The 23,319-nt window shown below is 31.7% G+C and carries 18 protein-coding genes, 1 tRNA gene and 2 pseudogenes; 10 read left to right on the top strand and 11 right to left on the bottom strand.

Annotated elements, in window-relative coordinates:
* Positions 1-52: 52 nt before the first annotated feature.
* On the top strand, positions 53-1,294 hold the full coding sequence (locus tag ABZA65_RS10050; protein ID WP_373073234.1) for an ankyrin repeat domain-containing protein: 1,242 nt from the start codon (positions 53-55) through the stop codon (positions 1,292-1,294).
* 1 nt (position 1,295) lies between these two features.
* Here ABZA65_RS10050 and ABZA65_RS10045 read toward each other — a convergent pair whose 3' ends face one another.
* Together ABZA65_RS10045 and ABZA65_RS10040 are read right to left on the bottom strand one after the other, a co-directional pair.
* On the bottom strand, positions 1,296-2,543 hold the full coding sequence (locus ABZA65_RS10045) for a diguanylate cyclase (RefSeq protein WP_373073232.1): 1,248 nt from the start codon (positions 2,541-2,543) through the stop codon (positions 1,296-1,298).
* A gap of 184 nt (positions 2,544-2,727) precedes the next feature.
* Positions 2,728-2,804 (bottom strand) — tRNA-Met (locus ABZA65_RS10040).
* A 252-nt stretch (positions 2,805-3,056) separates the two neighbouring features.
* On the opposite strand from ABZA65_RS10040, the gene groES reads away from it, so the two are divergent.
* The 3 genes from groES (at position 3,057) to ABZA65_RS10025 (ending at position 6,269) form a co-directional block, all read left to right on the top strand.
* A complete protein-coding gene (gene groES / locus ABZA65_RS10035) occupies positions 3,057-3,317 on the top strand; it encodes a co-chaperone GroES (RefSeq protein WP_373073230.1) in 261 nt (86 codons plus the stop codon).
* Between the two features lie 11 nt (positions 3,318-3,328).
* Complete coding sequence (groL, locus tag ABZA65_RS10030; protein WP_373073228.1) at positions 3,329-4,966, top strand: chaperonin GroEL; 1,638 nt, start codon at positions 3,329-3,331, stop codon at positions 4,964-4,966.
* A gap of 361 nt (positions 4,967-5,327) precedes the next feature.
* On the top strand, positions 5,328-6,269 hold the full coding sequence (locus ABZA65_RS10025; protein WP_373073226.1) for a GGDEF domain-containing protein: 942 nt from the start codon (positions 5,328-5,330) through the stop codon (positions 6,267-6,269).
* A 1-nt stretch (position 6,270) separates the two neighbouring features.
* Here ABZA65_RS10025 and ABZA65_RS10020 read toward each other — a convergent pair whose 3' ends face one another.
* Complete coding sequence (locus tag ABZA65_RS10020; RefSeq protein WP_373073224.1) at positions 6,271-8,133, bottom strand: GGDEF domain-containing protein; 1,863 nt, start codon at positions 8,131-8,133, stop codon at positions 6,271-6,273.
* Between the two features lie 57 nt (positions 8,134-8,190).
* Here ABZA65_RS10020 and ABZA65_RS10015 point away from each other — a divergent pair, with 57 nt between their 5' ends.
* Entirely contained in the window at positions 8,191-9,600 is a 1,410-nt protein-coding gene (locus ABZA65_RS10015) for a diguanylate cyclase (RefSeq protein ID WP_373073222.1), read from the top strand.
* Here ABZA65_RS10015 and ABZA65_RS10010 read toward each other — a convergent pair.
* Positions 9,597-10,214 (bottom strand): annotated as a pseudogene (locus ABZA65_RS10010) (HD-GYP domain-containing protein); the annotation flags it as partial. The gene ABZA65_RS10015 and the pseudogene ABZA65_RS10010 sit on opposite strands and share 4 nt — an antisense overlap.
* A gap of 270 nt (positions 10,215-10,484) precedes the next feature.
* A pseudogene (locus ABZA65_RS10005) lies at positions 10,485-11,015 on the bottom strand (hypothetical protein); the annotation flags it as partial.
* Positions 11,016-11,140: 125 nt separating this feature from the next.
* Between ABZA65_RS10005 and ABZA65_RS10000 the strand changes: the two are divergent.
* Together ABZA65_RS10000 and ABZA65_RS09995 are read left to right on the top strand one after the other, a co-directional pair.
* The gene (locus ABZA65_RS10000; protein WP_373073220.1) at positions 11,141-11,395 is read left to right on the top strand and encodes a hypothetical protein; all 255 of its coding nucleotides are present in this window, start codon (positions 11,141-11,143) and stop codon (positions 11,393-11,395) included.
* 1 nt (position 11,396) lies between these two features.
* Positions 11,397-12,515 (top strand): ankyrin repeat domain-containing protein, encoded by a 1,119-nt coding sequence (locus tag ABZA65_RS09995; protein WP_373073218.1) that lies wholly within the window; start codon positions 11,397-11,399, stop codon positions 12,513-12,515.
* Between the two features lie 10 nt (positions 12,516-12,525).
* Here the strand turns inward: ABZA65_RS09995 and exbD are convergent, their stop codons facing one another.
* Genes exbD through pyrC form a run of 5 tightly spaced genes read right to left on the bottom strand, consistent with a single transcriptional unit; the run spans position 12,526 to position 15,830 of the window.
* Positions 12,526-12,918 carry a TonB system transport protein ExbD gene (gene exbD / locus ABZA65_RS09990; protein ID WP_373073216.1) on the bottom strand — a complete coding sequence of 131 codons (393 nt, stop codon included), beginning with the start codon at positions 12,916-12,918 and terminating at the stop codon, positions 12,526-12,528.
* Complete coding sequence (exbB, locus tag ABZA65_RS09985; RefSeq protein WP_373073214.1) at positions 12,911-13,351, bottom strand: TonB-system energizer ExbB; 441 nt, start codon at positions 13,349-13,351, stop codon at positions 12,911-12,913. Before exbB ends, exbD begins: the two co-directional genes overlap by 8 nt.
* A gap of 8 nt (positions 13,352-13,359) precedes the next feature.
* A complete protein-coding gene (locus ABZA65_RS09980) occupies positions 13,360-14,184 on the bottom strand; it encodes a sensor histidine kinase (RefSeq protein WP_373073212.1) in 825 nt (274 codons plus the stop codon).
* Complete coding sequence (locus ABZA65_RS09975) at positions 14,174-14,830, bottom strand: response regulator transcription factor (protein WP_373073210.1); 657 nt, start codon at positions 14,828-14,830, stop codon at positions 14,174-14,176. Before ABZA65_RS09975 ends, ABZA65_RS09980 begins: the two co-directional genes overlap by 11 nt.
* Entirely contained in the window at positions 14,823-15,830 is a 1,008-nt protein-coding gene (pyrC, locus tag ABZA65_RS09970) for a dihydroorotase (protein ID WP_373073208.1), read from the bottom strand. The genes ABZA65_RS09975 and pyrC overlap by 8 nt, the downstream gene beginning before the upstream one ends.
* A gap of 100 nt (positions 15,831-15,930) precedes the next feature.
* On the opposite strand from pyrC, the gene ABZA65_RS09965 reads away from it, so the two are divergent.
* From ABZA65_RS09965 to ABZA65_RS09955, 3 genes are read left to right on the top strand one after another with little or no spacing between them, the layout of a single operon-like run.
* Positions 15,931-17,697, top strand: coding sequence for a cache domain-containing protein (locus ABZA65_RS09965; protein ID WP_373073206.1), 1,767 nt, complete (start codon positions 15,931-15,933; stop codon positions 17,695-17,697).
* 15 nt (positions 17,698-17,712) lie between these two features.
* Positions 17,713-20,265: an aminopeptidase N gene (gene pepN / locus ABZA65_RS09960; RefSeq protein WP_373073204.1), complete on the top strand. Its 2,553-nt coding sequence runs from the start codon at positions 17,713-17,715 to the stop codon at positions 20,263-20,265.
* A gap of 5 nt (positions 20,266-20,270) precedes the next feature.
* Positions 20,271-22,565, top strand: a complete 2,295-nt coding sequence (locus ABZA65_RS09955; RefSeq protein ID WP_373073202.1) for an ATP-binding protein — start codon at positions 20,271-20,273, stop codon at positions 22,563-22,565.
* Here ABZA65_RS09955 and ABZA65_RS09950 read toward each other — a convergent pair whose 3' ends face one another.
* The gene (locus tag ABZA65_RS09950; RefSeq protein ID WP_373073200.1) at positions 22,566-23,318 is read right to left on the bottom strand and encodes a response regulator; all 753 of its coding nucleotides are present in this window, start codon (positions 23,316-23,318) and stop codon (positions 22,566-22,568) included. It abuts the gene before it with no gap.
* Between the last annotated feature and the right edge of the window lies 1 nt (position 23,319).

The raw sequence follows: 23,319 nt of genomic DNA, 5'->3' as shown, positions 1-23,319 counted from the left end.
GCTTATATTTTTTAGATTATAATTTTTTATTATAAAATAAAAAGGGGTTTTTATGAAAAAAAGGTTAGTTGATTTTTCGTCTATGCTTATTGCTTTAGTATTACTTAGTGGTTGTGTTGCACAACCTAGATATAGTGCAGTTAGAAGTTCTGGTGAAATAACACCTGTTTTAGCCGCAGTAGATATGAATAATGCAAAAAAGTATGTTCAGGCTGGTAGGGTAAATGAAGTTGAGTCAAGTTTAGGAAATACTGCACTTCATTATGCTTCAACAAATGATAATTATCTGTCAATTGCAAGGTATCTAATTAGCAGCGGTGCATTGGTAGATAAAAAAAGTAAATATGGAATTACTCCACTTATGCAGGCGTCTAGTTCAGGAGCTACAAAAGTAGCTGAGCTTTTAATAAACAGCGGTGCAAATATTTATGAGACAGACAACTATAAAGGTGAAGTTATACATTATGCAATACGTACCGGAAACATAGATACTATCAAGCTTCTTCTGAGCAGAGGGGCTAAGATGTCTGATAAGGACGGATATGGAAATGATTTAGTAGCTTCTATTGATTCTAATATAAAGATTCATGAACAACTTGCTGAGAAATATAAATCAAACCAACAGTTCTATAATATTTATATGGAAAAGATTTCTAAGTTGAAACAAACTCGTTCATTTGTCTTGCAATATAGAGAAGATCCAAATATGCAATTTAGTGTAGCACAATCTTCAGATATTAATCAAAATACTCAAACAGCACAACAAAAGGAAACTTTAGAAAAAAAAGTTGCAGAGCTTGAATCTAAGAAAGATAAAAAAGAGCTAATAGAGTTCGTTTATAAAAACCCTATAGCTGTTCAATATATCAAAGATGAAACATTAAAACTAAAACTAACTGGACCTAAAAATCTTAAAGTTGTAGATGTTAGTGATATGATTAAAAAAGGTAAAAGTGAAAAAATCATCATATCATTTATAAAAAGAGTAAAAACTCCATATAAAGAGTTTTCTATGGATGAGGTAGAAAAACTGCAGAAAATGGGTTTATCTGATAGTATAATATCTGCAATGATGGATGTTACAACGGAGCTTTTAAAAGAGCAGCAACGCAAAAAAGAACAGCAGAATTTATTGGCTGAGCAGCAGCGTATAGCAAAAGAGAACAATAAGACAAAAGTTGTATATCAAAAAAGTTCGGCCACTCCTGCTACACAACAGAGAGGCGTTGGCGATGCTATTGTGGATAAAGCAGTTGACAAGGGTGTTGATATGTTGTTAAGAAGGTTATTCTAAACTATTTAGATATCACCATATTTCTACCATTGTTTTTGGCGGTATATAAATTACCGTCAGCTCTGTCAAACATGCTTGAATATGTATCATTTTCATATCTAGTTGTTACTCCAATGGAGCATTTTATATCTACAGATGTTCCTGAGTTTTTATCTAGAATTTCAAGGCTCTCGATAGTTGTTCTTATTCTCTCTGCAATTTCTATTGCTTTTTCAAGTTCTGTACCAGGAAGTAAGGCAACAAACTCTTCTCCACCCCATCTTATACATAGGTCTTTATTACGTATTTTTCTAGATAAAACTTTTGAAAACTCTTTTAATACCAAGTCTCCAAAGCTATGACCGTGATTATCGTTTATACTTTTGAAGTGATCGATATCTATTACCATGATAGATAGTTTTTGATGTGTTTCAAATATATCATCAATTACAGCTTTGTAATATCTCCTATTGTACATACCAGTTAGCGGATCAATATTTGATAGCTCTTTATCTGTAATATCATGTCTTATAGCTACATATTCAATAACACTACCGTCTTTATCTAAAAAGGGTATTATCTCTGTTCTTGCTATAAACTCTCCGCCGTCTTTTTTTCTATTTTTGACTTTACCTTTCCATACTTGATTTTTCTTTATTTTTTTCCACATAGACTTAAAAAAATCATTAGGCATATCAGGATGACTTAGTAAACTGTGCGTATTGCCTACTAGTTCACTCTCTGTATAACCAGATAGTTTACAAAATGCATCCGTTACATATGTTATGATGCCATCCGTATTTGTAGTACTTAAGGCTACGTGTTCTTCAATGAGGTCTGTATGAAAATTAGATTTCTGATCTCTGTCACGTTTTTGTTTTGTGTATATACCTAGTATTCTATGCAGATTCTTATCTAAAATATTAGTTACTTTACGAATCTCTTCTATCTCAATTTTATTTATGTAAAGTACTTCAATAACATTGTTTTTAAAGATAGTACAGTTTAAAAATACATCTTCAACACACAATCCGGAATCTAAAAAAGTTTCAACAACTTTTCTCATAGCAGGGCAGTCACCGATCTCTGCCTCGTTTTTTATAATGCTTAGCAGATAGTTTAAAACCTGTGAAGCTACCTCTTTTTCATATAGTTCAGGAGAGTATTTTATATGTTCTAATATATGGTTAAGGGTTTCTGAGTTGATCCATTCTTTTATTATTTTATTTTTATTTTCTGATATTACGTTATATGAGTTATAGAGTTCCAAAAAGTATTTCCCAATATTATTTAACTTATTTTGCAACAGTTTATCATATTATGTGATAAATTTGTGATATTAGTTATTTGAATAATACAATTTTGATAGAAGTGGGTAGAATGGTATTAAAATAATTTATATTTGTTGATGTTGAGAAAATTAATCTATTATAGTTTGTGATTTTTTTAAAAGATGGTGTCAAGAGAGAGACTTGAACTCTCGACCTCCGGCTTATGAGACCAGCGCTCTAACCAGCTGAGCTACCTTGACATCCGTTTTGTAGGTCGAAATTATATCCATCTAAAACTTTAAAATAGCTTTGAAAACATTATATATTGAGATTTTATTGTTTTATATATTTTTAGATAGTTTTGAAAGTTAGTTTTTGAAAATCTAAGCTAAATATAATTTAGTGTTTATTAGATACTATAATTGAGTCATATAGACTAAACTTGTTGACTTTGTTACTAATTTTTAGTAAAATCACAAATCAAAAATTTATACTGTTTATAAGGAGTTAAAATGAATTTTACACCATTAGGTAAAAGAGTATTAGTAAAAAGATTAGAAGAAGCAAATACAACTGCTTCGGGAATAATTATCCCAGATAATGCTGCTGAAAAACCGTCTCAAGGTGAAGTTGTAGCTGTAAGCAGTGAAGTGAATGCACTAAATAAGGGGAATAAAGTATTATTTGGAAAGTACAGTGGAAACGAAGTTTCACTTGAAGGTGAAAAATACTTAGTTATTGATGTTGAAGATATTTTTGGAATTATAGGTTAAGGAGAATTAAGATGGCAAAAGAGATAATTTTTTCAGATGATGCAAGAAACAAGTTAGCAAAAGGTGTAGCTCAGCTTTGTGATGCAGTAAAAGTTACTATGGGACCACGCGGTCGTAACGTTCTAATCCAAAAAAGCTATGGCTCTCCTGTGATCACTAAAGATGGTGTATCTGTTGCACGTGAGATCGAACTAGCAGATAAACTAGAAGATATGGGTGCTCAACTTGTAAAAGAGGTAGCTAGCAACACTGCTGATGAAGCGGGTGATGGTACTACTACTGCTACAGTTTTAGCAAATGCAATTTTTTCAGAAGGTCTTAGAAATATTACAGCCGGTGCTAACCCAGTTGAAGTTAAGCGCGGTATGGACAAAGCTTGTGAAGCTATTTTAGAAAACCTAAAAGCTTCTTCTAAAGCTATTAAAGATAAAAACGAGATAGCTCAAGTAGCTACAATCTCTGCAAACTCAGATAAAGAGATCGGTGATATGATCGCTGAAGCTATGGAGAAAGTTGGACAAGATGGTGTTATCACTGTTGAGGAAGCTAAAGGTATCTCAGACGAGCTTGACGTAGTTGAGGGTATGCAGTTTGATCGTGGTTACTTAAGCCCGTATTTCATTACAAATACTGAGAAGATGATCGCTGAGATTGAGAGCCCTTACATTCTTTTAGTAGACAGCAAGATTAACTCTTTAAAAGATCTTCTTCCTGTATTAGAGCAAGTTCAAAAAACTAACCGTCCACTTCTGATCATCGCCGAGGATGTAGAGGGTGAAGCTCTTTCAACTTTAGTTGTAAACAAACTTCGCGGTGTGTTAAATATTTCTGCTGTTAAAGCTCCTGGCTTTGGTGACAGACGTAAAGCTATGCTTCAAGATATAGCTATTCTTACTGCGGGTACTGTGATCAGTGAAGAGACAGGTCACACACTAGAGGGTGCAAATATCCAAATGCTAGGTCAAGCTGCACGTGTAGTAATTGACAAAGACAACACTGTTATCGTAAATGGTGCCGGTGATGAATCTATGGTAAAACAAAGAATCTCTGAGATTCGTACACAGATCGATGCAACTTCAAGCGAGTATGACAAAGAGAAACTTCAAGAACGTCTTGCAAAACTTGCAGGTGGTGTAGCGGTTATTAAAGTTGGTGCTGCAACTGAGACAGAGATGAAAGAGAAAAAAGACCGTGTAGATGATGCTCTAAGTGCTACAAAAGCTGCTGTTGAAGAAGGTATAGTTATTGGTGGTGGAGCTGCACTTGTTCGTGCTGCTGCGAAAGTTAACTTAGACCTTGAAGAGCATGACCAAAAAATAGGTGCTGAGATTATTTTACGTGCTGTTAAAGCACCTGTAAAACAAATAGCTGCAAATGCAGGTTATGACACAGGTGTTGTTGTAAATGCAATTGAGAATGCAGATAATGAAAACTTAGGTTTCAACGCAGCTACTGGTGAGTATGTAGATATGTTTGAAGCAGGGATCATAGATCCATTCAAAGTTGAACGTGTAGCACTTACAAATGCTACTTCAGTTTCAAGTTTACTTCTTACAACTGAAGCTGCTATTTTTGAGATTCCTAAAGAAGAACCAGCAGATATGGGTGGTGGAATGCCTCCACAAATGGGAATGCCAGGTATGATGTAAGAAAAGGGTAAAAGCCAATTTCTTGGCTTTTACCCTTTTCGAATCAAGGTTCTATGTCCGAAGGACAAAACTGCGAAGGACAATTAATGACACTTTCGTGTCATTTTTAGGCTGCGCATCAAAGAACTATATACGCTTGATGTACAGATGTAATTTGTGTATAATCTAAACCATGAAAAACACTTTATTTAATCAATATTTTAAAAGTAAAAAAAGAATATATAAAATATTAATAACGTTAAATATTATAATAGTCCTATCCTTTTTATCACTAAACTACTTCACAGATAGATTTTCCAAACACAATAAACATCTTACATATACAATTGTGAATATAAAATATTTTTCTACTCAATCTCATTTGTGGTTAGAAGAATTTTTAAACGGGGATATTAAAGAGTTCTCAAAAATTGATCTATTTATAAAAAGAAGTATTGATAATTTAGATTTACTCATAAGCGGCGGAATAATTAACGGTTTTAAGCTTAATAACTCTCTTAATGATAAGTATATGAATAGTATGCTTAATAAGTCAAAAAAAATACTTGAAGAGATAAAATCTATTCAATATAATAGAATGAAAAATAAAATAAATATCAGAGAACTAGATGAAATCTATGACAAAAAATATGCTTTGCTTTCTAAAACATTAGAAGAGTTGGAAGAGCATATTAATTTAAAGTTTAAAAATATGTATACGACATATACAACTATCAAATACATAGTTTACATATCAATCGTATTAATAATGGCATTTGGTTATTTTTTAATTAACAGATTCAATAAAGAGATTGAAGAAAAGGCATTTCTCTCATATATAGATCCATTAACAGAAATACAAAACAGAAAAGGATATAACAGAGATATAGTTAAACAGTTACAAATTTTTAATAGGTATAAAACACCTTTTGCATTGATTATGTTTGATATCGATAATTTTAAAAAAATTAATGACACCTATGGTCACAGAGTGGGTGATATTGTTTTGATGGATATATCTAAATTGGTAAATTCGATTATAAGAAATAAAATAGATACCATCTACAGGATAGGCGGTGAAGAGTTTGTAATAATATGTCCAAATATTAATATATATGAAGGTAATGAAGTGTCGGAAAAAATAAGAGCTAACGTGGAAAAAAATCTAAACTCTATAAAAGATCGTCAAATTACAATTAGTATCGGTATAACAGAAGTTAAAGAGCATGATACAGAAGATTCTATATTTAAAAGAGTTGATAAATTACTTTATAAATCTAAAGAGAGTGGAAAAAATATAGTTACATCTGATTTAGTTGCTTGAACTAACTTTTAACACAGTTCCTACCAGATTCTTTAGCCTCATATAAACAATCATCACTTCTTTTAAGAAGACTCTCTATATTATCATCATTATTTAATTCAGAAACTCCAATACTTATCGTTTTATTTCCAATTGTTTTAAATGTATGATTATCAACTTTTCTTCTTATCTCTTCAGCCAACTCTTTTGCTCCTGAAAGATCTGTTTGCGGACATATTATTAAGAATTCTTCACCACCCCATCTTCCAAGCGTATCAGTACTTCTGATACTTGATTGTAGTATATCTGCAAGTTCTACTAATACACTATCACCGACAAGGTGCCCATATGTATCATTTACAGATTTAAAGTGGTCTAGATCGATTATGATTATAGAAAAAGTGTTTTTATATCTTTGCGATCTTAAGTATTCATGTTCAAGAACTTTATCAAGTTTTGTTCTGTTATATAGTTTAGTTAGTTTATCATGCTCTGAAATATATTCAATAATTTTTTTATCTGTAATATCTGTACATATAGCCATATAGTTTTCTATAACATTATTTGAATTTAAGCGCGGAAGTATAGTTATTTCTAACCAGTAATAATCACCATTTTTAGTTTTATTTTCAATTTCACCTTGCCATACTAAACCGTTTTTTATAGTTCTCCATAATGTTTCATAAAGTTCTTTTGGTAAATTTCCGCTTTTTAAAACAGACATATTTTTTCCAATTAATTCTTCTTTAGAATAACCGCTTATTTTACACATCGCAGTACTTAAATCAATTATATTACCATTTAGATCTGTAGTCGAAGTAATCACATGTTTATCGATGATATCCAACTGTTCAGCATTTTCTTTTAACAGTATGTTCAATTTTTCTTGTAGTCTTGCCGGAGTTAATGAAATAAATACTCCTAAAGGTATAGACACTACTAAAATTAAAACTGTTAAATATAATGTCAGAAGATAATTGTTGTTTTTTAGGTTTGTAACATAGTCATTTTCAGTTTTTAGTATAAGTGATAAATCTTCATTGTTTTGAATTGCTCTTTCTAGACTGAATGAGTTTACAAGCATAGATTTATAGCTACTAGTAGATAACATTATTTTGTATTTGTTAGGAAATTCGTCACTAAGTTTATATCCATTTTTTAAGTACTTACTCCATGAATTTTTTTCATTCGGATGTATTAAAAAATTGCCTTCGTTATCTGCTATATATATAATAAAATCAGAACTTTGTTGAATTGCATTAAATAACTTTGTCAGATCTACATTTATGATAACAATTCCATGTAAAATCTGATTATGATAAACAGGTGTAGATACTCTGATTGTCGGGCGTATAGGTTTTTCAATAACACCTCGCTCAACATTTAGATCAATTTTAGATCTCCAGTACATTCCTTGAGAACTTTTAATACTTTCTTGAAAATAATATCTGTTTGATTTATCTTGAAGATTTTTTTCACTTACTACAAAAGAATAGTTCGTAGCTCTATCTTTGTCGACTCTTATAATTTCTAATCCATCTTTGTTGATAAAACGTACTTGAAAGAAGTTTATATTTGACATAGCAGTATTTATAAATATATTTTGTGTTTGTTCTTTGTTTTCTGGGTTTGAATTTTCCAAATATCTAATAAAAGTCGGGTTATTTGTAATTGAATAAAGGTTTTGCTTGATCCCTTCAATGTAGCTTTCAATACGATTAATTTTTTGCATTGAAGTATACTCAGCATTTTGTTTGATGCCTTTTTCAATATCTGAATACTGAATTTTGTAATTAACAAATGAAGTAAATAATGAAATCACAATTCCATAAAAGACAAAATAAAAAATAAAACTAATATATGTTTTGTTTTTAAATATATTCATAAACTAATTTTAGCATAATAAAAAATTGTATTAAGAAGTTAAGTTGTATAATAAGGTATGCGTAGATATATACCGACAATTTTAGTAGTGTTCGCTTCTGTAATCATTGTATCTGTTTTTTTATTTTCAGAGTATATATTATCAAGTTTTGAAAAAATCACCTTTGCCATCATATTTTCAATTATTTTAGGAATTCTTTTTCAATTAAGACAAAATGCATTAGAAGAAAAAAATACTTTTTTAAAAGTGCAACAAATATCTGAAATAGGTTTTTGGAAGTACGACTTAAAAAAAGGTACACTATTTTGGTCAGATGAAATATATAACATGTTTAAAATAGATAAAGGCATGTTTAAACTTTCCTTCGAAAGTTTTGTAAATATAGTTTATGAAGATGACAGAGAATGTGTGAAAAATGCTTATTTAGATTCGTTAAAGACAAAGAAAGATTATGAGATCAAACATAGGGTCTTACTCTCAAATGGAGAGCTTAAATGGGTGATTGAAAAATGTAAAACAGATTTTGACTCAAATGGCCAACCATTAGTTTCAGTCGGTATAGTTATCGATGTAACAAAAGAGGAAAATTATATTCATCAGGTTGAAAAGTCTGAAAGTACTCTCAGCTCAATTATTAACTCAACAGATGATCTTATATTTTTTAAAGATAAAGAGTTTAAATATTTAGGTTGTAATGATGCCTTTTTAAAATTTGTAGGACAAACGAAAGATAAGATGATTGGTCATAATGATTTCGAGCTTTTTAGAGAAGAGATGGCTTCACAGTTTAGAGAGATGGATGTACAAATGCTTGAGAAAAATGAAGTCTCTTCTAACTATGAATGGATTACATATCCAGATGGTGAGAGAAAATATCTTTTAGTGCAAAAAATTCCATTTAAATACAACAATAAAGATACAGGTGTTTTAGGTATAGCAAGAGATATAACCGAACTACATTTAGCACAAAAGAAAATTAAAGATCAAACATATGTAGATGAACTGACAAAACTTTACAATAGAAAATCTTATAACAAAAGAGTAGAAGAATTATTGTCACTCAAAAAGCGTTATAAGACAAAGTTTTCAATGATTATGTTTGATATAGATGATTTTAAACAGGTAAACGATACATATGGTCACAAGGTTGGAGATGAAGTCTTAGTTAAGCTAAGTAATATTGTTAAATCACAACTAAGAGAAAATGATTATGTTTTTAGAATCGGTGGTGAAGAGTTTGTAGTTTTATTAACTGAAACAGGTTTAGAGAGTGCTGTCTCTGTTGCAGAAAAGCTGCGTAAAAATATTTCAGAAAAGTTAGACGAGGTTACAGATCGGACTATTACTGTGAGTCTTGGAGTATCTGAAAGTAATGAAAGTGATACTGAAGACACTATATTCAGAAGAGTAGACAGATTGTTATACAAATCTAAAAACAGTGGTAAAAATAGAGTTAGTGTAGGTTAAGTAGCTTTATCTTTTAGGTTGTCTCTAATCTCTAAGATATAATCTATATTTTCAAAAAACAGATCTACTAAATCCGGATCAAAGTGTTTGCCTTTTTCTTCTCTAAACAAATTAAAAATCTTTTCATCTTCCCATGCTTTTTTGTAAACTCTATCTGAACCAAGTGCATCAAATACGTCGGCTACAGCAGTAATTCGTCCATATATATGTATTTGTTGACCTTTTAAACCTCTTGGATATCCACTTCCATCATACTTTTCATGATGCTCATGAGCAACTATGGCGGCGGCTTTTAATATTTCTCTATTTGAATTTTTAAGTATTTCATAACCAAGAGCAGCATGTGTTTTCATTAGTTCAAACTCTTCTTCAGTATGGCGACCTGGCTTGTTTAATATGATGTCAGGGATACCGATTTTTCCTATATCGTGCATAGGAGATGCTTGTTTTAAAAGTTTTGCTTCATCTTCACTAAATCCGTATTTAAGAGCTAAAAGTTCAGAAAAAAGAGCTACACGTTTAACATGGTTTCCGGTTTCTTTACTCCTTGTTTCTGCTATCTCTCCCATTGTATTTACAATTTCTGTTTGTGTTGAGATGATCTCCTCATTCAAGGTTCCTATTTCATGGGACATGGATTCTATCGCCTGCGATATCTCTCCAATTTCATCGGCTCTTGCTATATTATGCTTAATATTATAGTTAGAGTGTTTAATCTCATGAATATTATTTAAAACTTTTTGAGTGTCTTTTTTTAGCATTTTTCCAAAGTAATAAGCACAAATTACCGCTACAGATACAAAAAGAGTAACTACGTACGTTATCTCTTCTAATATATGTGAGCCTTGAAGGGTCTCATTTCTGTAGCGTGCCAATATAAGCATTATCGTTATAGATGGAGCTGCACTGAGTATAATGAAACTCTCAAATATTCTGCGAGATATATTTTCATTAAATGAGATCAAATATAACTCATTTGTTATCTGCTTATATTTTTGCTCATATATTATATACTCTAACTGAGCCAAAATTCCTGCACCTAAAATCCAGTAACTGCTAAGTAGTTTTAAATGACTGCCAATTGGAAAGTATGGATATAGATAACTGTGCAATGCAAACGCAGCGACACCTGCGATCAGCCAAGAAATTATAGATAGATAATATGCATAACGCGGAGTTGTCAAAGTAGGTGGGACATCTTTAAAGAAGTAAAATAGAAGTTCCCTGACAATTACATGAAAAATAAATATGATAAAAAGGTTAAAAGTTAGTGAACCAAAAGAGAGACCGTCGATAAAAGGACATATATTTACACAGTAGTTTTCTGAAAAAACAAGGGTAGATAACGATGATAAATATAGTAAAAAACGGACTTTAGCTGATAATATAGCAGTGACTTTCAATTTATTATTCATGAGACAGCCTTTTGTATAAGTAATAATTATTACATTTTATTATAAAATTTAGATTAACTAAAATGCTGAGTATTATTAAAAAAATATAGATACAATTAGAAAAATATTTAACAAAGGTAACTAATTTGAAGATCGAAAATCCATTTGAAAGTGGACATATTAAAAATTATTTATTGGCTTATGCAAGTGTTGTAGTTATTATGATACTTTTTTTTATAGCCTCAACGCTTTTTCATGATGTAGAGCAAATCGAGAAAAAAGAGTTTGAAAAAAAACAGCCAGTTAAGGAAGTTAAAAAGATTGAAGAGTCAGTAAAAAAAGATGATTCAAACACTTCATGGACAAGCGGCATTAAACTTATGGATAAAACATACGAATAAAATGAAAAAATACCTCCTAGGAATTATTACAGTATTTGTGGTTTTTTTCTTTTCTGGATGTGTAGCTAAAATTGCAACTGCAGCTAGCATTGGCGATATTAAAACTATAGAGAAAGAACTTAATAACGGTGTAGATATAAACACGCTAAGTTTAGAATATACGCCAATATCTTGGGCGGCACATAATGGACAACTAGAAGCTGTTAAATATTTGGTAGAGCATGGTGCAAAAATTGATGCGGCTTATCCAGATAGCTATTGGGCACCATTGCATGCAGCATCGATACAAGGACATTTAGATGTTGTTAAGTATTTGGTGGAGCAGGGAGCCGATGTTAATATAAACAATGCCAAAACAACAAATGATCATTGGGGTGCTACACCTTTACATATGGCTGCAAACAAAGGCTATTTTAAAATAGTAAAATACTTGTCAGAACACGGGGCTGATCTCAGTTTATTGGACAATGATGGAAAGACTCCGATAGAGTCTGCAAGCGATTCCAAAATTATAAGTTATCTACAACAGCATGCAAAAAAAGACAGAGAGTTATATCTAAAAAAACAAGAAGAAAAACTGGCTCTAAAAAAAGAAAAAGAGCATGAAGATAAATTGAAAAAAGAGGTAGATACTTTTTTAAAAAACAACGACTTTGAAGGGTTGAAAAAATATACAGATGAAAACCCGGATAGCGTCTACTATATTTTTGATGACAGTATAAGACTCCTTTTTACAGGTCCTGCAGGTATGAAAGTTGGAGATATTAGAAAGCTGATTAATGATGGTAAGAGTGAGTTTTTAGTTGTTTCTTTAATAAAAAGGGTAAAAGTTCCGTATAAAGAGTTTACTTTAGATGAGATTGATCTGTTGATTAAAATGGGTTTGAGCGAAAAAATTATAGCTACAATGATCGATGTAACAACAGAGATATTAAAAGATAAAGAAAAAAGAGAGTATCAGGAATTTTTACTCTCAGAACAAAAAAGGATGTTAGAAGAGCAAAATAAAGCAAAAGTTATTTATCAAGCTCCAAATACACAGTCAAACGGTATTGGTGATCAGATAAAAGATGAGTTAATAAAACAAGGTGTTAAGCAACTGTTTGAACACCTGTTTTAAATCTAGAATTTTATTCTTTAGTAACAATATAAAGTTGTTCGTGTTCTAGCTCTTTTAGTATATCCATAACACTTACAAAGTCTTGGAAGCGTGATTCCTTATCGCTTCTAAGAATAACTGTCTGCTCTTTTGAGATAGTGCTTAGGTTTTCTTTTAGGCTTTTTAGATTTACTCTGTTTTTTTCAAAAAAGATCTCACCTTTCGCGTTTACGTATATGGTTACTTCTTTTTTAGTATCTTGCTTGTCTGCTTTTTTTGCTTCTGGAAGATTTACGGGAATTACACCCTGTTTTATAAAAGTAGCAGTAGTTAGAACCATAACTAAAAGCACAAGCATAATATCAATAAACGGTATAACGTTTATCTCATCAAATCTTTTTGGAGCTTTTTTGCACTTAGCCATTTTTTATATCATACTTTGTTAAGATTTTTTCTATTTTTCTTAAAGAGATAGTATAGAAGATGATTGATGGAATTGCCACAATCAGACCCATAGCAGTAGCTTTAAGCGCTAGAGCAAGACCAACCATTATTTTTTTTGCATCAACCGCACCTGCATCACCCATAGTATAAAAAGTCAGCATAATTCCAAGAACAGTACCCAAAAGTCCTACATATGGAGCATTTGAGCCTATAGCACTTATGATGCTGATGTTGTCAGTCAGATCAAGCTCTAAGTTGTCTCTGTTATCATAATCATCAAGGCGTACACTTCTGTAAAACATCATTCGCTCTATGAATAGCCATAGAGTAACGATACTCATAATTACAAGTATCCCCATTACTCCATAATCTACAGTTTGTTCAGCATACGCTAAAAGATTTGAATTGCTCATTTGTTTCCTTATTTAAATTCTAAAATTATTTTTGTTCCGACATTTGGTTTTGAATCTATTGAAAGCTTTATATTTTGTTTGTCACAAAACCTTTTTACTAAACTAAGCCCGATTCCAAAACCTTGTGCATCTGAATCACTTTGATAGTATTTGTCAAATACACGAACGACTTCATTTTCATCCATTCCTTGACCGTAATCTTGGATGGTTAGTTTTTTATTTTTTAAAATAATATCTATATTGTCGTTATTTTGGCTGTATTTTACCCCATTATCAATAATATTGTCAATTACCTTACTTAGACCTATCTTGTCATTTGTAATCTGTGTTTGTTCAAGTTCTGAATTTATTTTTTTGTTTGGATAGATCCCTTGTAAAAACTCTACACGCTCTTTAACAAGCGTATCTAGATAAAACTCTTCATCTATCTCTTTTGTAGTATGGGTTTTGATCATATAATCAAGCTCGTTATAACGTTGTTGAAGCATATCTGATGCACTTAGAATTCTTGAGATTCTTTTTATATCTTTTTCATTTGTTATATTTTTTTTGAGCATCTGTGAATTTGTTTTAATGGTTGCTATTGGAAGGTTTAACTCATGTAGAGTCTCTTTTGAGAGCTGCTCAATATTATTTAAATGATCTGTTAGAGGTTTCACGGCAAGCTTTGATATAAACACACCTGAAAATATAGCCAGTGTTGCCAAAATTGCTAAGAGAAGGTAAGGATCATCAAATGCTAAAACTTCTAAAAAATAGTAAAATACACCCAAAAAACCTATGGTTGTAAAAAAGTAATATATAAAAATATTTAGACGTAGATTATAAAACAAGTTTGTATCCGACTGCTCTTATATTTTGAATATTTACATCAGGAAGCAACTGCTTAATACGGTTTATATAAACCCTTAATGCACCGTCACTTCCACCCTCTCCAATACTCCATAACTCATCCAAAATAAGCTCTTTAGGAACAGTTGAATTTACATGCTTCATAAGTAAAAGCAAGAGTTGATACTCTTTTTTTGAAAGATCTAGTTCTTCATTGTTGTAAAGGATTCTTTTATGAACTTCATCATGGCAAAGTTTGTCAATGCATTCAGATTTTTTTGCAGGCATAGTTCTTTTTAAGATAGATGAGATTCTAACTAAAAGTTCATCGTTATCAAACGGTTTTTTTATAAAATCATCGCAACCGTTTTGAAAACCCTGCATAAGTTTATCTTTCTCTTGGTGTGATGTAAGATACACGGCAGGTGTGTTGTCTTCTGCTTCTCTTAGCTCTTTTAGCAAAGTTAAGCCATCAATTTGAGGGACGTTTATATCAAGAATATACAGATCAAATTTTTTATCAAATGTTGCATCTAGTGCATCTTGACCGTTAGGAAAATGATGAACTTCATAGCCATCATCTTCTAATAGATCTACCAGTGTCTCTCCCAGTAAAATATCGTCCTCAAGCAGTAGTATCTTATTCAACGCTTTGAATTGCCCAGTTAATTAATTTACCTGCATATAAAGGCACAACACCTGAATAGCTATCAGGAATTTCAAAAGGGCGTTTTTCTAAAACAACCTCTTTAAACTCAGGGCATATACCGTATATGCTTTGGGCATTGTCGCTTACAAATGCTTGTAGATTTTCTAGTTTATCATACTGCTCAAATATTTCACATAGCAGTTGTAATGCAATTGGTGCGGTAAATACACCTGCTGCACATCCGCAAGATTCTTTTTTATCTCTTGGATGTGGCGCAGAATCTGATCCAAACATAACTTTTGGATGAGCTTCCAGAGCTACACTTAAAAGAGCATCGAGATCTTCAGGGCGCTTTGCAATAGGCTTACAAAAGTTATGTGGCATCATCATTCCGCCAACTACGTCATCAAGAGTTAAAAGCAGGTGGTGAACAGTAATAGTTGCATATAGATTTTCATACTTATCAAGCATATCGACAGCGGCTTTTGTAGTTATATGCTCCATAATAATTTTTAGGTTTGGAAAGTTTTTTGCAAGAAGTTCATATATACTCATGAACTCGGCTTCTCTATCCATTACAAAACCTGCAGTTTCACCGTGCACACATAAAGGGATCTCTAACTCACTCATAGCTTCTAGCGTCTCACGCATCTCTTCAATATCAAAACTGCTTACACCGCCTTCAGAGTTTGTAGTAGCACCATCAGGATAAAGCTTTATAGCTGTTATATGATCAGCAACGCTTTCTAAAAATGCTTTGTCGTAGTTTTTATAAAAAAGTGTCATATACGGTTCAAAATAATCATTTGGAACCGTAGCCATAATACGCTCTTTATATTTCTTCACATCATCTAAAGTTGTAACGGGCGGTACTAGATTTGGCATAATAATAGCACCTGAAAAACTGTAAGCAGTAAGTGGAGCTACATTTTCAAGCATAACACCATCACGTAGGTGTAAGTGCATATCAAGCGGCATTAAAAGAGTGTGAGTTTTCATAAAAATCCTTAACAAAATATCTTTATGTATTTTAACAAAATAATCTTTATCAAACGTTATATTAAGGATAAACAAAAACATATAAGATATAATAATAATTATGGCCGAAAATAACAACAAAAAATATAGATTTATAAATGAACACAACATTGTTAACTTATTGGCATACGGTCCATTCATATTTATACCTTCTGTTATTTTACTATTTAGCTTTCTAATAATAAATGCCAGTAATCAAAGTTATGAAAAAAATGTTGCAGAAATAGAAAAAGACTTACATAATGCATATAGAAAAACAATCAAAAGTAGAGTCAATTCTATTGTAGATTATATAACTTATCATAAAAGTATTACTCAAGATCAGATGAAATACCGTATACAAAAAAGAGTAAACAATGCTATAAAAATTGCAAAATCTTTAGAAAAAAAATATAGAGCGAGTAAGTCAAAAAAAGAGATACAAGAACTTATTATTGAAACATTAAGACCTTTAACCTGGAATGGGGGAGAAAGTTTTATATGGATATTGGATTATAAGGGTGTATTTTACCTAGCTCCTGAGTACTTAAGGCATTTAGAAGGTAGTTCAATCATCAATTTTAAAGATGCAAGCGGTAAAGAGATAATAAAAGAGGAGATTGATATATGTAAAAACGAAGGGGAGGGTTACCTTTGGGATACATTTACCAGACCAAATAAAGGGATGAACAAACAGTACCATCAGCTTGCATATGTAAAAAAGTTTGGCTTATATGATTGGTATATGGGCTCATCTGAGTATCTTGATTCTGCATCAAAACGATCAGATGAGATGTTGATAAAAAGTTTATACAGTATTGATAAAATGAGTTCAAACTATATCTATATAGTGAATAAAAATGCAGAGATTATTATGCACTCAACAAATTCTAAACTGGTTGGGAAAAATATATCAAATTTTAGTGAAGATACAAACAAAGTTTATCTTGCTATTAAAGATATGTTTGAAGATAAAAAGTTCGGTTACGTAACTTACAAATGGCAAAACCCAGCTTCTGGTAATGTTGAGATAAAGTATGCATATGCACAGCAGGTTCCAAATTCAGACTGGGTTGTCGTGAGCGGATATTATGAGTCAAGTATAAGAAAGAGTGCCGCTGAGCAAAGCATTGTGTTAGATGAGGCTCATGATATGAAACTAAATAATATCATTTATGGTAGTTTTGCCTTACTTTTTATCTCATTGATTATCTCATACCTTATTTCTAACTATGTAAAAAAAGCGTTTGAGAGACACCATAAACAGATCAATTTAAAAGCTAACGAGCTAAAAAATTTAAATATGTCTCTAGAATTAAAAGTAAAAGATAGAACAAAACAACTTGTCCAAATAACAAAAGAGTTGGAGAAGATTGCAAAAACAGATTATTTGACTCAAGCACATAACCGTTACTCAATTATAAAGATTTTAGACCATGAGATAAAAAGAGCTGCTAGAAACAACACAAAACTGTGTTTGGCTATGGCGGATGTTGACTGGTTTAAAAAGATAAATGATGAGTTTGGTCATGACAAAGGTGATAGTGTTCTGATTCGTATGGTTGATATTATTAAGAAAAATATTCGTGAAATTGATCATATAGGAAGATACGGCGGTGAAGAATTTTTGTTAATATTGCCGGACACAGGTATGGATGATGCAAAGCATTCTTTAGAAAGAATTATGAAAAATATTTCTGAGTATAATTTTGAAATTGATAAACAAGTTACTTTAAGTATAGGTTTAGTTGAATTTCAAAATAACGAATCAATAGACAGTTTGCTAAAAAGAGCAGATGATCTATTGTATAAATCAAAAGAAAATGGTAGAAATCTACTTTCAGTATAAAATTAAGAGGGATTAATGGTAAAAACAATATATTTAAAAGATTATAAAAAACCTTACTACAAAGTGAAGAGTTTAGATTTAACGTTTGAACTTGAAGAGGAATTTACTACGGTTACGAATGTTATGCAGATTAAATCTCAGGAAATTGATCCTGCATTTACATTAAAGCTTGACAGTATCGATCTAGAACTATTGGAAATATATATAAATGATTTAAAAATAGATGATACTAGATACAGCTATAAAGATGAAGTATTGAGTGTAAATAATGTCCCTGCTGAGTTTACGTTAAAGATAAAAAATAAAATATATCCGCAAAACAATACAGAATTGGAAGGTTTGTATAAGTCAGGTTCAATTTTTTGTACTCAAAATGAACCTGAAGGTTTTAGAAGAATTACCCCGTATATAGACAGGCCTGACGTTATGTCTGTGTATACGACAACTGTTATAGCGGACAAAAAAAGATACCCTGTACTATTAGCAAACGGAAATAAAAAAACTACTAGTGATTTAGGTGATAAACATAGTGTTACATGGTTTGATCCTCATCCTAAACCATCGTATCTTTTTGCATTGGTTGCCGGTGATTTAGGTTCCATAACAGATAGTTTTACAACTATGGGTAAAAAAGAGATCGAGTTAAATATATATTGTGATCTTGGAAACGAATCAAAATGTTACCACGCTATGAAATCACTTAAAGATGCAATGCTATGGGATGAGCAAAAGTATGGTCGTGAGTATGATCTGGATATCTACAATATAGTGGCGGTTGACAGTTTTAATATGGGTGCAATGGAGAACAAGGGGCTTAATATTTTTAATTCCCATTATGTTTTAGCAAATGAAGAACTTGCAACCGACAGGGACTTTATGGGTATTCAAAGTGTAATTGCACATGAGTATTTTCATAATTGGACAGGTAATAGGATTACGTGTCGCGATTGGTTCCAACTGACTCTAAAAGAGGGTCTTACTGTTTTTCGTGATCAGTGTTTTTCTGCTGATCTAAACTCTAAAGAGGTTCAGCGTATAGAAGATGTAAAAGCTCTGCGTGATCGTCAGTTTGTTGAAGATGCATCACCAACATCACACCCGATTCAGCCCGAGTCATATATATCTATGAATAACTTCTACACCGCAACCGTATACGAAAAAGGTGCTGAGGTTATCCGTATGATTCACACTCTTTTGGGAGAAAAAAACTACAGAAAAGCAACCGATCTGTATTTTCAAAGTTTTGATGGTCAGGCTGTAACTACAAAAGATTTTTTATGGGCAATGAGTGAAGCAAGCGAAGTTGACCTGACACAATTTGAGAGATGGTACCACCAAAACGGAACACCTAGGTTACTGGTAAGTGAAAAATATGAGAATGGTACTTATACACTTCGTTTAACTCAGGTAATTCCAAATACGCTAGATGGAAAAGCTCAAAAAGCTTACTATTTTCCTCTGAAAATAGCACTATTAGAAGAATCTGGCAGGGAAAGTTTAGAGGAGATAATAATAGTTTCAAAAGAGTTTGAAGAGTTCACTTGGAAACTTCCTTCTAAGCCTATTTTATCGATCAACCGTGACTTTTCAGCACCTGTAATTATCAAACAGGAAAAAAATGATTACCCATTTTTAAGCAGACACGACTCAAACTCTTTTGTGAAATATGAGTCTATGCAGTCATATGCTATTGAGACACTTGAGGATATGATGAATGCAAAAGAGATAAATGAAGATTTTGTAAAAACTTACGGGTTTATTTTAGATGCAAAGCTGGATCTGTCATTTAAAGCACTTGTACTTGAACTGCCTTCTATATCTACGCTTATGCAAAGACAAGAGGTGGTTGATTTTGAACCGCTGTATGAGGTAAGAGAAAAACTGAAAAAACATCTTGCTAGTGTATATAGAGATAAACTTATCGTACTGTACAAACAAAACCATCAACCTAAAAATGACGCAATTGATTCACAGAGTATGGGTGAGCGCGCAATTAAAAATAGGGTTTTAAAAATGTTGAGTGCTCTTGAAGATGTGGAAATTACAGCTTTAGCTTATGATCAATATGAAAACTCTGTAACGATGACTGATAAAATAATAGCCTTGGATATACTTGAAAATACGACACAAAAAGAGAGTGCAATCGCTTTAGCAGATTTTTATTCAAAATATAAAAAAGACACACTCGTAATGAATAAATATTTTGCAATACTATCGGCATCTGAGAGAGCTGGTACTCTAGATCGTGTTATGGCTCTTCAAAACGATGAGGCTTATGATGAAAAAGTACCAAATCTTGTACGTTCACTAATTGGAGTATTTGCAAGAAACTATAAACACTTCCATGCAAAAGACGGACTAGGGTATAAATTTGTTGCAGATAAAATTTTAGAGATAGATAAAATCAATGCTCAAATGGCCTCAGCGTTAGCAGGTGCATTTAAAATATATGAGAAGATGAATGATACCAATAAAGCCCTCATAAAAACTGAACTCGAAAGAATTGTTAGTGTTGAATCACTTTCTAAAAACTCGTATGAGATCATAAGTAAAATATTAAAAAAATAGCTGACATGAAGATTAAAAGTAAAGAATTAGTAAAGCATAGAAGTAATTTTATAGAAGCTAAAGAGGATATATTGGCAAATTGGATTTCATATGATTCTCCAAAAAAAATACTTCTTCAGCACTCAATTGAACCAAAAAGCTTTATAGAGATATACGGTTCTGGCGTGTTTGATTATTTTATGGGTGTTATAAGTGGTGAAACAGAGATTGGCAACTGCCCTGTAATGAAAGAACTTTTAGCTTATCTAAAAAACAGAGAAATCAGTGCAGATGAGCTTTTTGAAATATGTAGTCACTTTCGCCGTTCTATGGTTGATTTTACATATGACGCAAAGATTAATTCAAAAGATATTTTTGATGAGATCTCATATCTGTTTGATCAAAACTTTCGAGGAATACTTAGATACTATACAGATACAATCTTTCAAAAACTTACAGATGCTAGGGCAAAAGCCGAAAAAGCAACTTTGGCAAAAGATCATTTCCTCTCCAACATGTCACATGAGATACGTACACCATTAAATGCAATTATTGGTTTTGTAAATGTTCTTAGAGATGAAGAGTTGTCTGATAAACACAGAAACTATTTAGATACTATTAATACAAGTGGTGAAACACTTCTTAGTATTATTAACGATATATTGGATTTCTCAAAACTAAGAAGCGGCGAGTTTACAATAGAACCTAAGTTTTTTTCTCTTCATGATGAGATCAGCCATACACTGGAGTTGTTTGTTGCTTCAGCATCAAATAAAAATATCACAATAGTCTCTTTTATAGATCCTAAAATTCCAGGTGAAATATATGCAGATGCACTTAGAATTAAACAGATAATATCAAATTTTTTAAGTAATGCCATAAAGTTTACACCACATGGCGGTAGAATATCTGTTGAAGCTAAATGTAAAGATCAGATGCTTAGTATAAGTGTAAATGACAGCGGTGTAGGTATAAGTGAAAAAAATCAAAAGATTATTTTTTCTGCGTTTACGCAAGCACATGACAAGACATTGGATTTTACAAGCGGTACAGGACTTGGCTTATCAATATGTAGACAACTGGCAAACCTGATGAAGGGTGATGTCCATGTTGAGTCAAAACTGGGCGAGGGTAGTACATTTTATCTTGATGTGCCTGTAAAAGTAGAGAGTCTGACTTGTACGGTTATGGGTGGTATGCCAAACATATTTGATAAAAAAATTGTTTTTTATTTTAACAATGAAAAAAGCAGATACAAACTTGACTCTATACTGAGATATTTTAATTTATTTGATATAAAGATTGATATAGTTAATAATCTTGATATTGCATTTGATATTGCATTTTTTATAAGTGAAGATCTGCAAGATAAGACTCTTAAAGAGTATATTATAAATTCAGCAGATAAAAAATATATAGCTTTAATGAGTAAAGAAAACAGTGAATATGAAGGGTATCAGCATATACAGTCAGCTACTTTCCCTCTATATTGTGCAAAGTTTAAATCTAAGTTTCTGGCACTGTTAAATCCTAGCAAGAAACATATAATAAACCAGCGTAAAATAAAGAGCTATAAAGGGAAAATACTGGTTGCTGAAGATAATGAAGCAAACCAAGAACTGATAAAAATAATGTTGTCAAAATACGGTCTAGATTTTGATATAGCAAACAACGGTTTAGAAGCATATGATCTATATAGGGAAAATAACGATGAGTATGATCTTATACTTATGGATGAGCAGATGCCTATAATGGACGGGAATAAGTCTGTTGCAAAGATACTAAACTATGAAAAAAATATAGGATTAAAACATACTCCGATTTCAGCACTTACTGCTAACGTGATCAAAGGGGCTAAAGAGCGTGGTCTTAAAAGCGGATTTGATTCATTTTTAGGAAAACCTATAGTTATAAAAGAGCTTGAAAAAGTTTTTGACAAATATCTTGAAGAAGATGATAAAAAACAAGTAAAAAGTAAAGTTGTAGAATCTAGTAAAAGTGTAGAAGGTCTTGATACGGACAAGCTTATGGAAGAGCTGCAACTAACAAGAGATGAACTTACAATGCTTCTTGAGTTGTATCTAAAAAAGATGTCAACTATTTTACCAGAACTTGCAATTTCAATAGATAAAAAAGATTATAAAAATATAGCTTTACAATCTCATAGTATCAAAGGATCAAGTGCAAACTTTAGAATAGAGTTCTTACAAAAGTTAGCAAGTGAAATGGAACAAAAAGCAAAAGCAAAAGTAGATGATTATAACTATAAAGGATCTTATGAAGATATTTATAAATATCTTCAAAGTATTAAAGTAGTTTAGTTATTCTTCTATAAAATAACCTATACCTGAGGCATTTTTTATAATATCTGTCTCAAGTTTGTTTCTAAGTCTCCATACCAGTGTTCTCACACTGTTTTCAGTTGCTCCGCTCTCATCCCAAACATAATCTCTTGCTTGCTCAAACGTAACAACCTGACCAAGTTGAGCTACAAGTAGACGTAAAAAAGCATTCTCTTTTTTTGTCAGTTTGATCTTTTTACCCTTGTAAAAAGTTTCACATATAGATATATCAAGATGATAATCACTTCCAAAAGGAACAATAGGTTCATCTGAAGCTCTTTTAGAATATAAAAGTTTTTCAAGATTTAGCTTATCCATTTTAAGTGAGCTTAGATCATCTTTTCTAGAATTTTCAACATCAAATTTAAATAAAGCCATCTGAATAGTCGCATGAAGTGAGCTTGGATCAAACGGTTTTACGATATATCCGTAAGGTTCTGTGATTTTAGCTTGAGATATAATATCATCATCGCTGTGAGATGTTAGGTATATAAATGGAATATTATATTGTTGTTTAATAAACGTAGCTAACTCAATCCCATCGGATATATCTTGGAGAGATATGTCAATAATTGCTAAATTTGGTATATTAGTAGAAATTTTATTTTTTGCATCTGTTACGTTAGAACAAACTGCTACCACGTTATAACCGTGTTTTTGTAACGACATACTGAGATTTAAGGCTGTTATCTCGTCGTCTTCAACAATAATAATATCTACTGGTTGTGTCATT

The sequence above is a fragment of the Sulfurimonas sp. genome (assembly GCF_041583195.1).
Taxonomy (GTDB): Bacteria; Campylobacterota; Campylobacteria; order Campylobacterales; family Sulfurimonadaceae; genus Sulfurimonas.
This window is presented reverse-complemented; position numbering and strand designations above follow the sequence as displayed.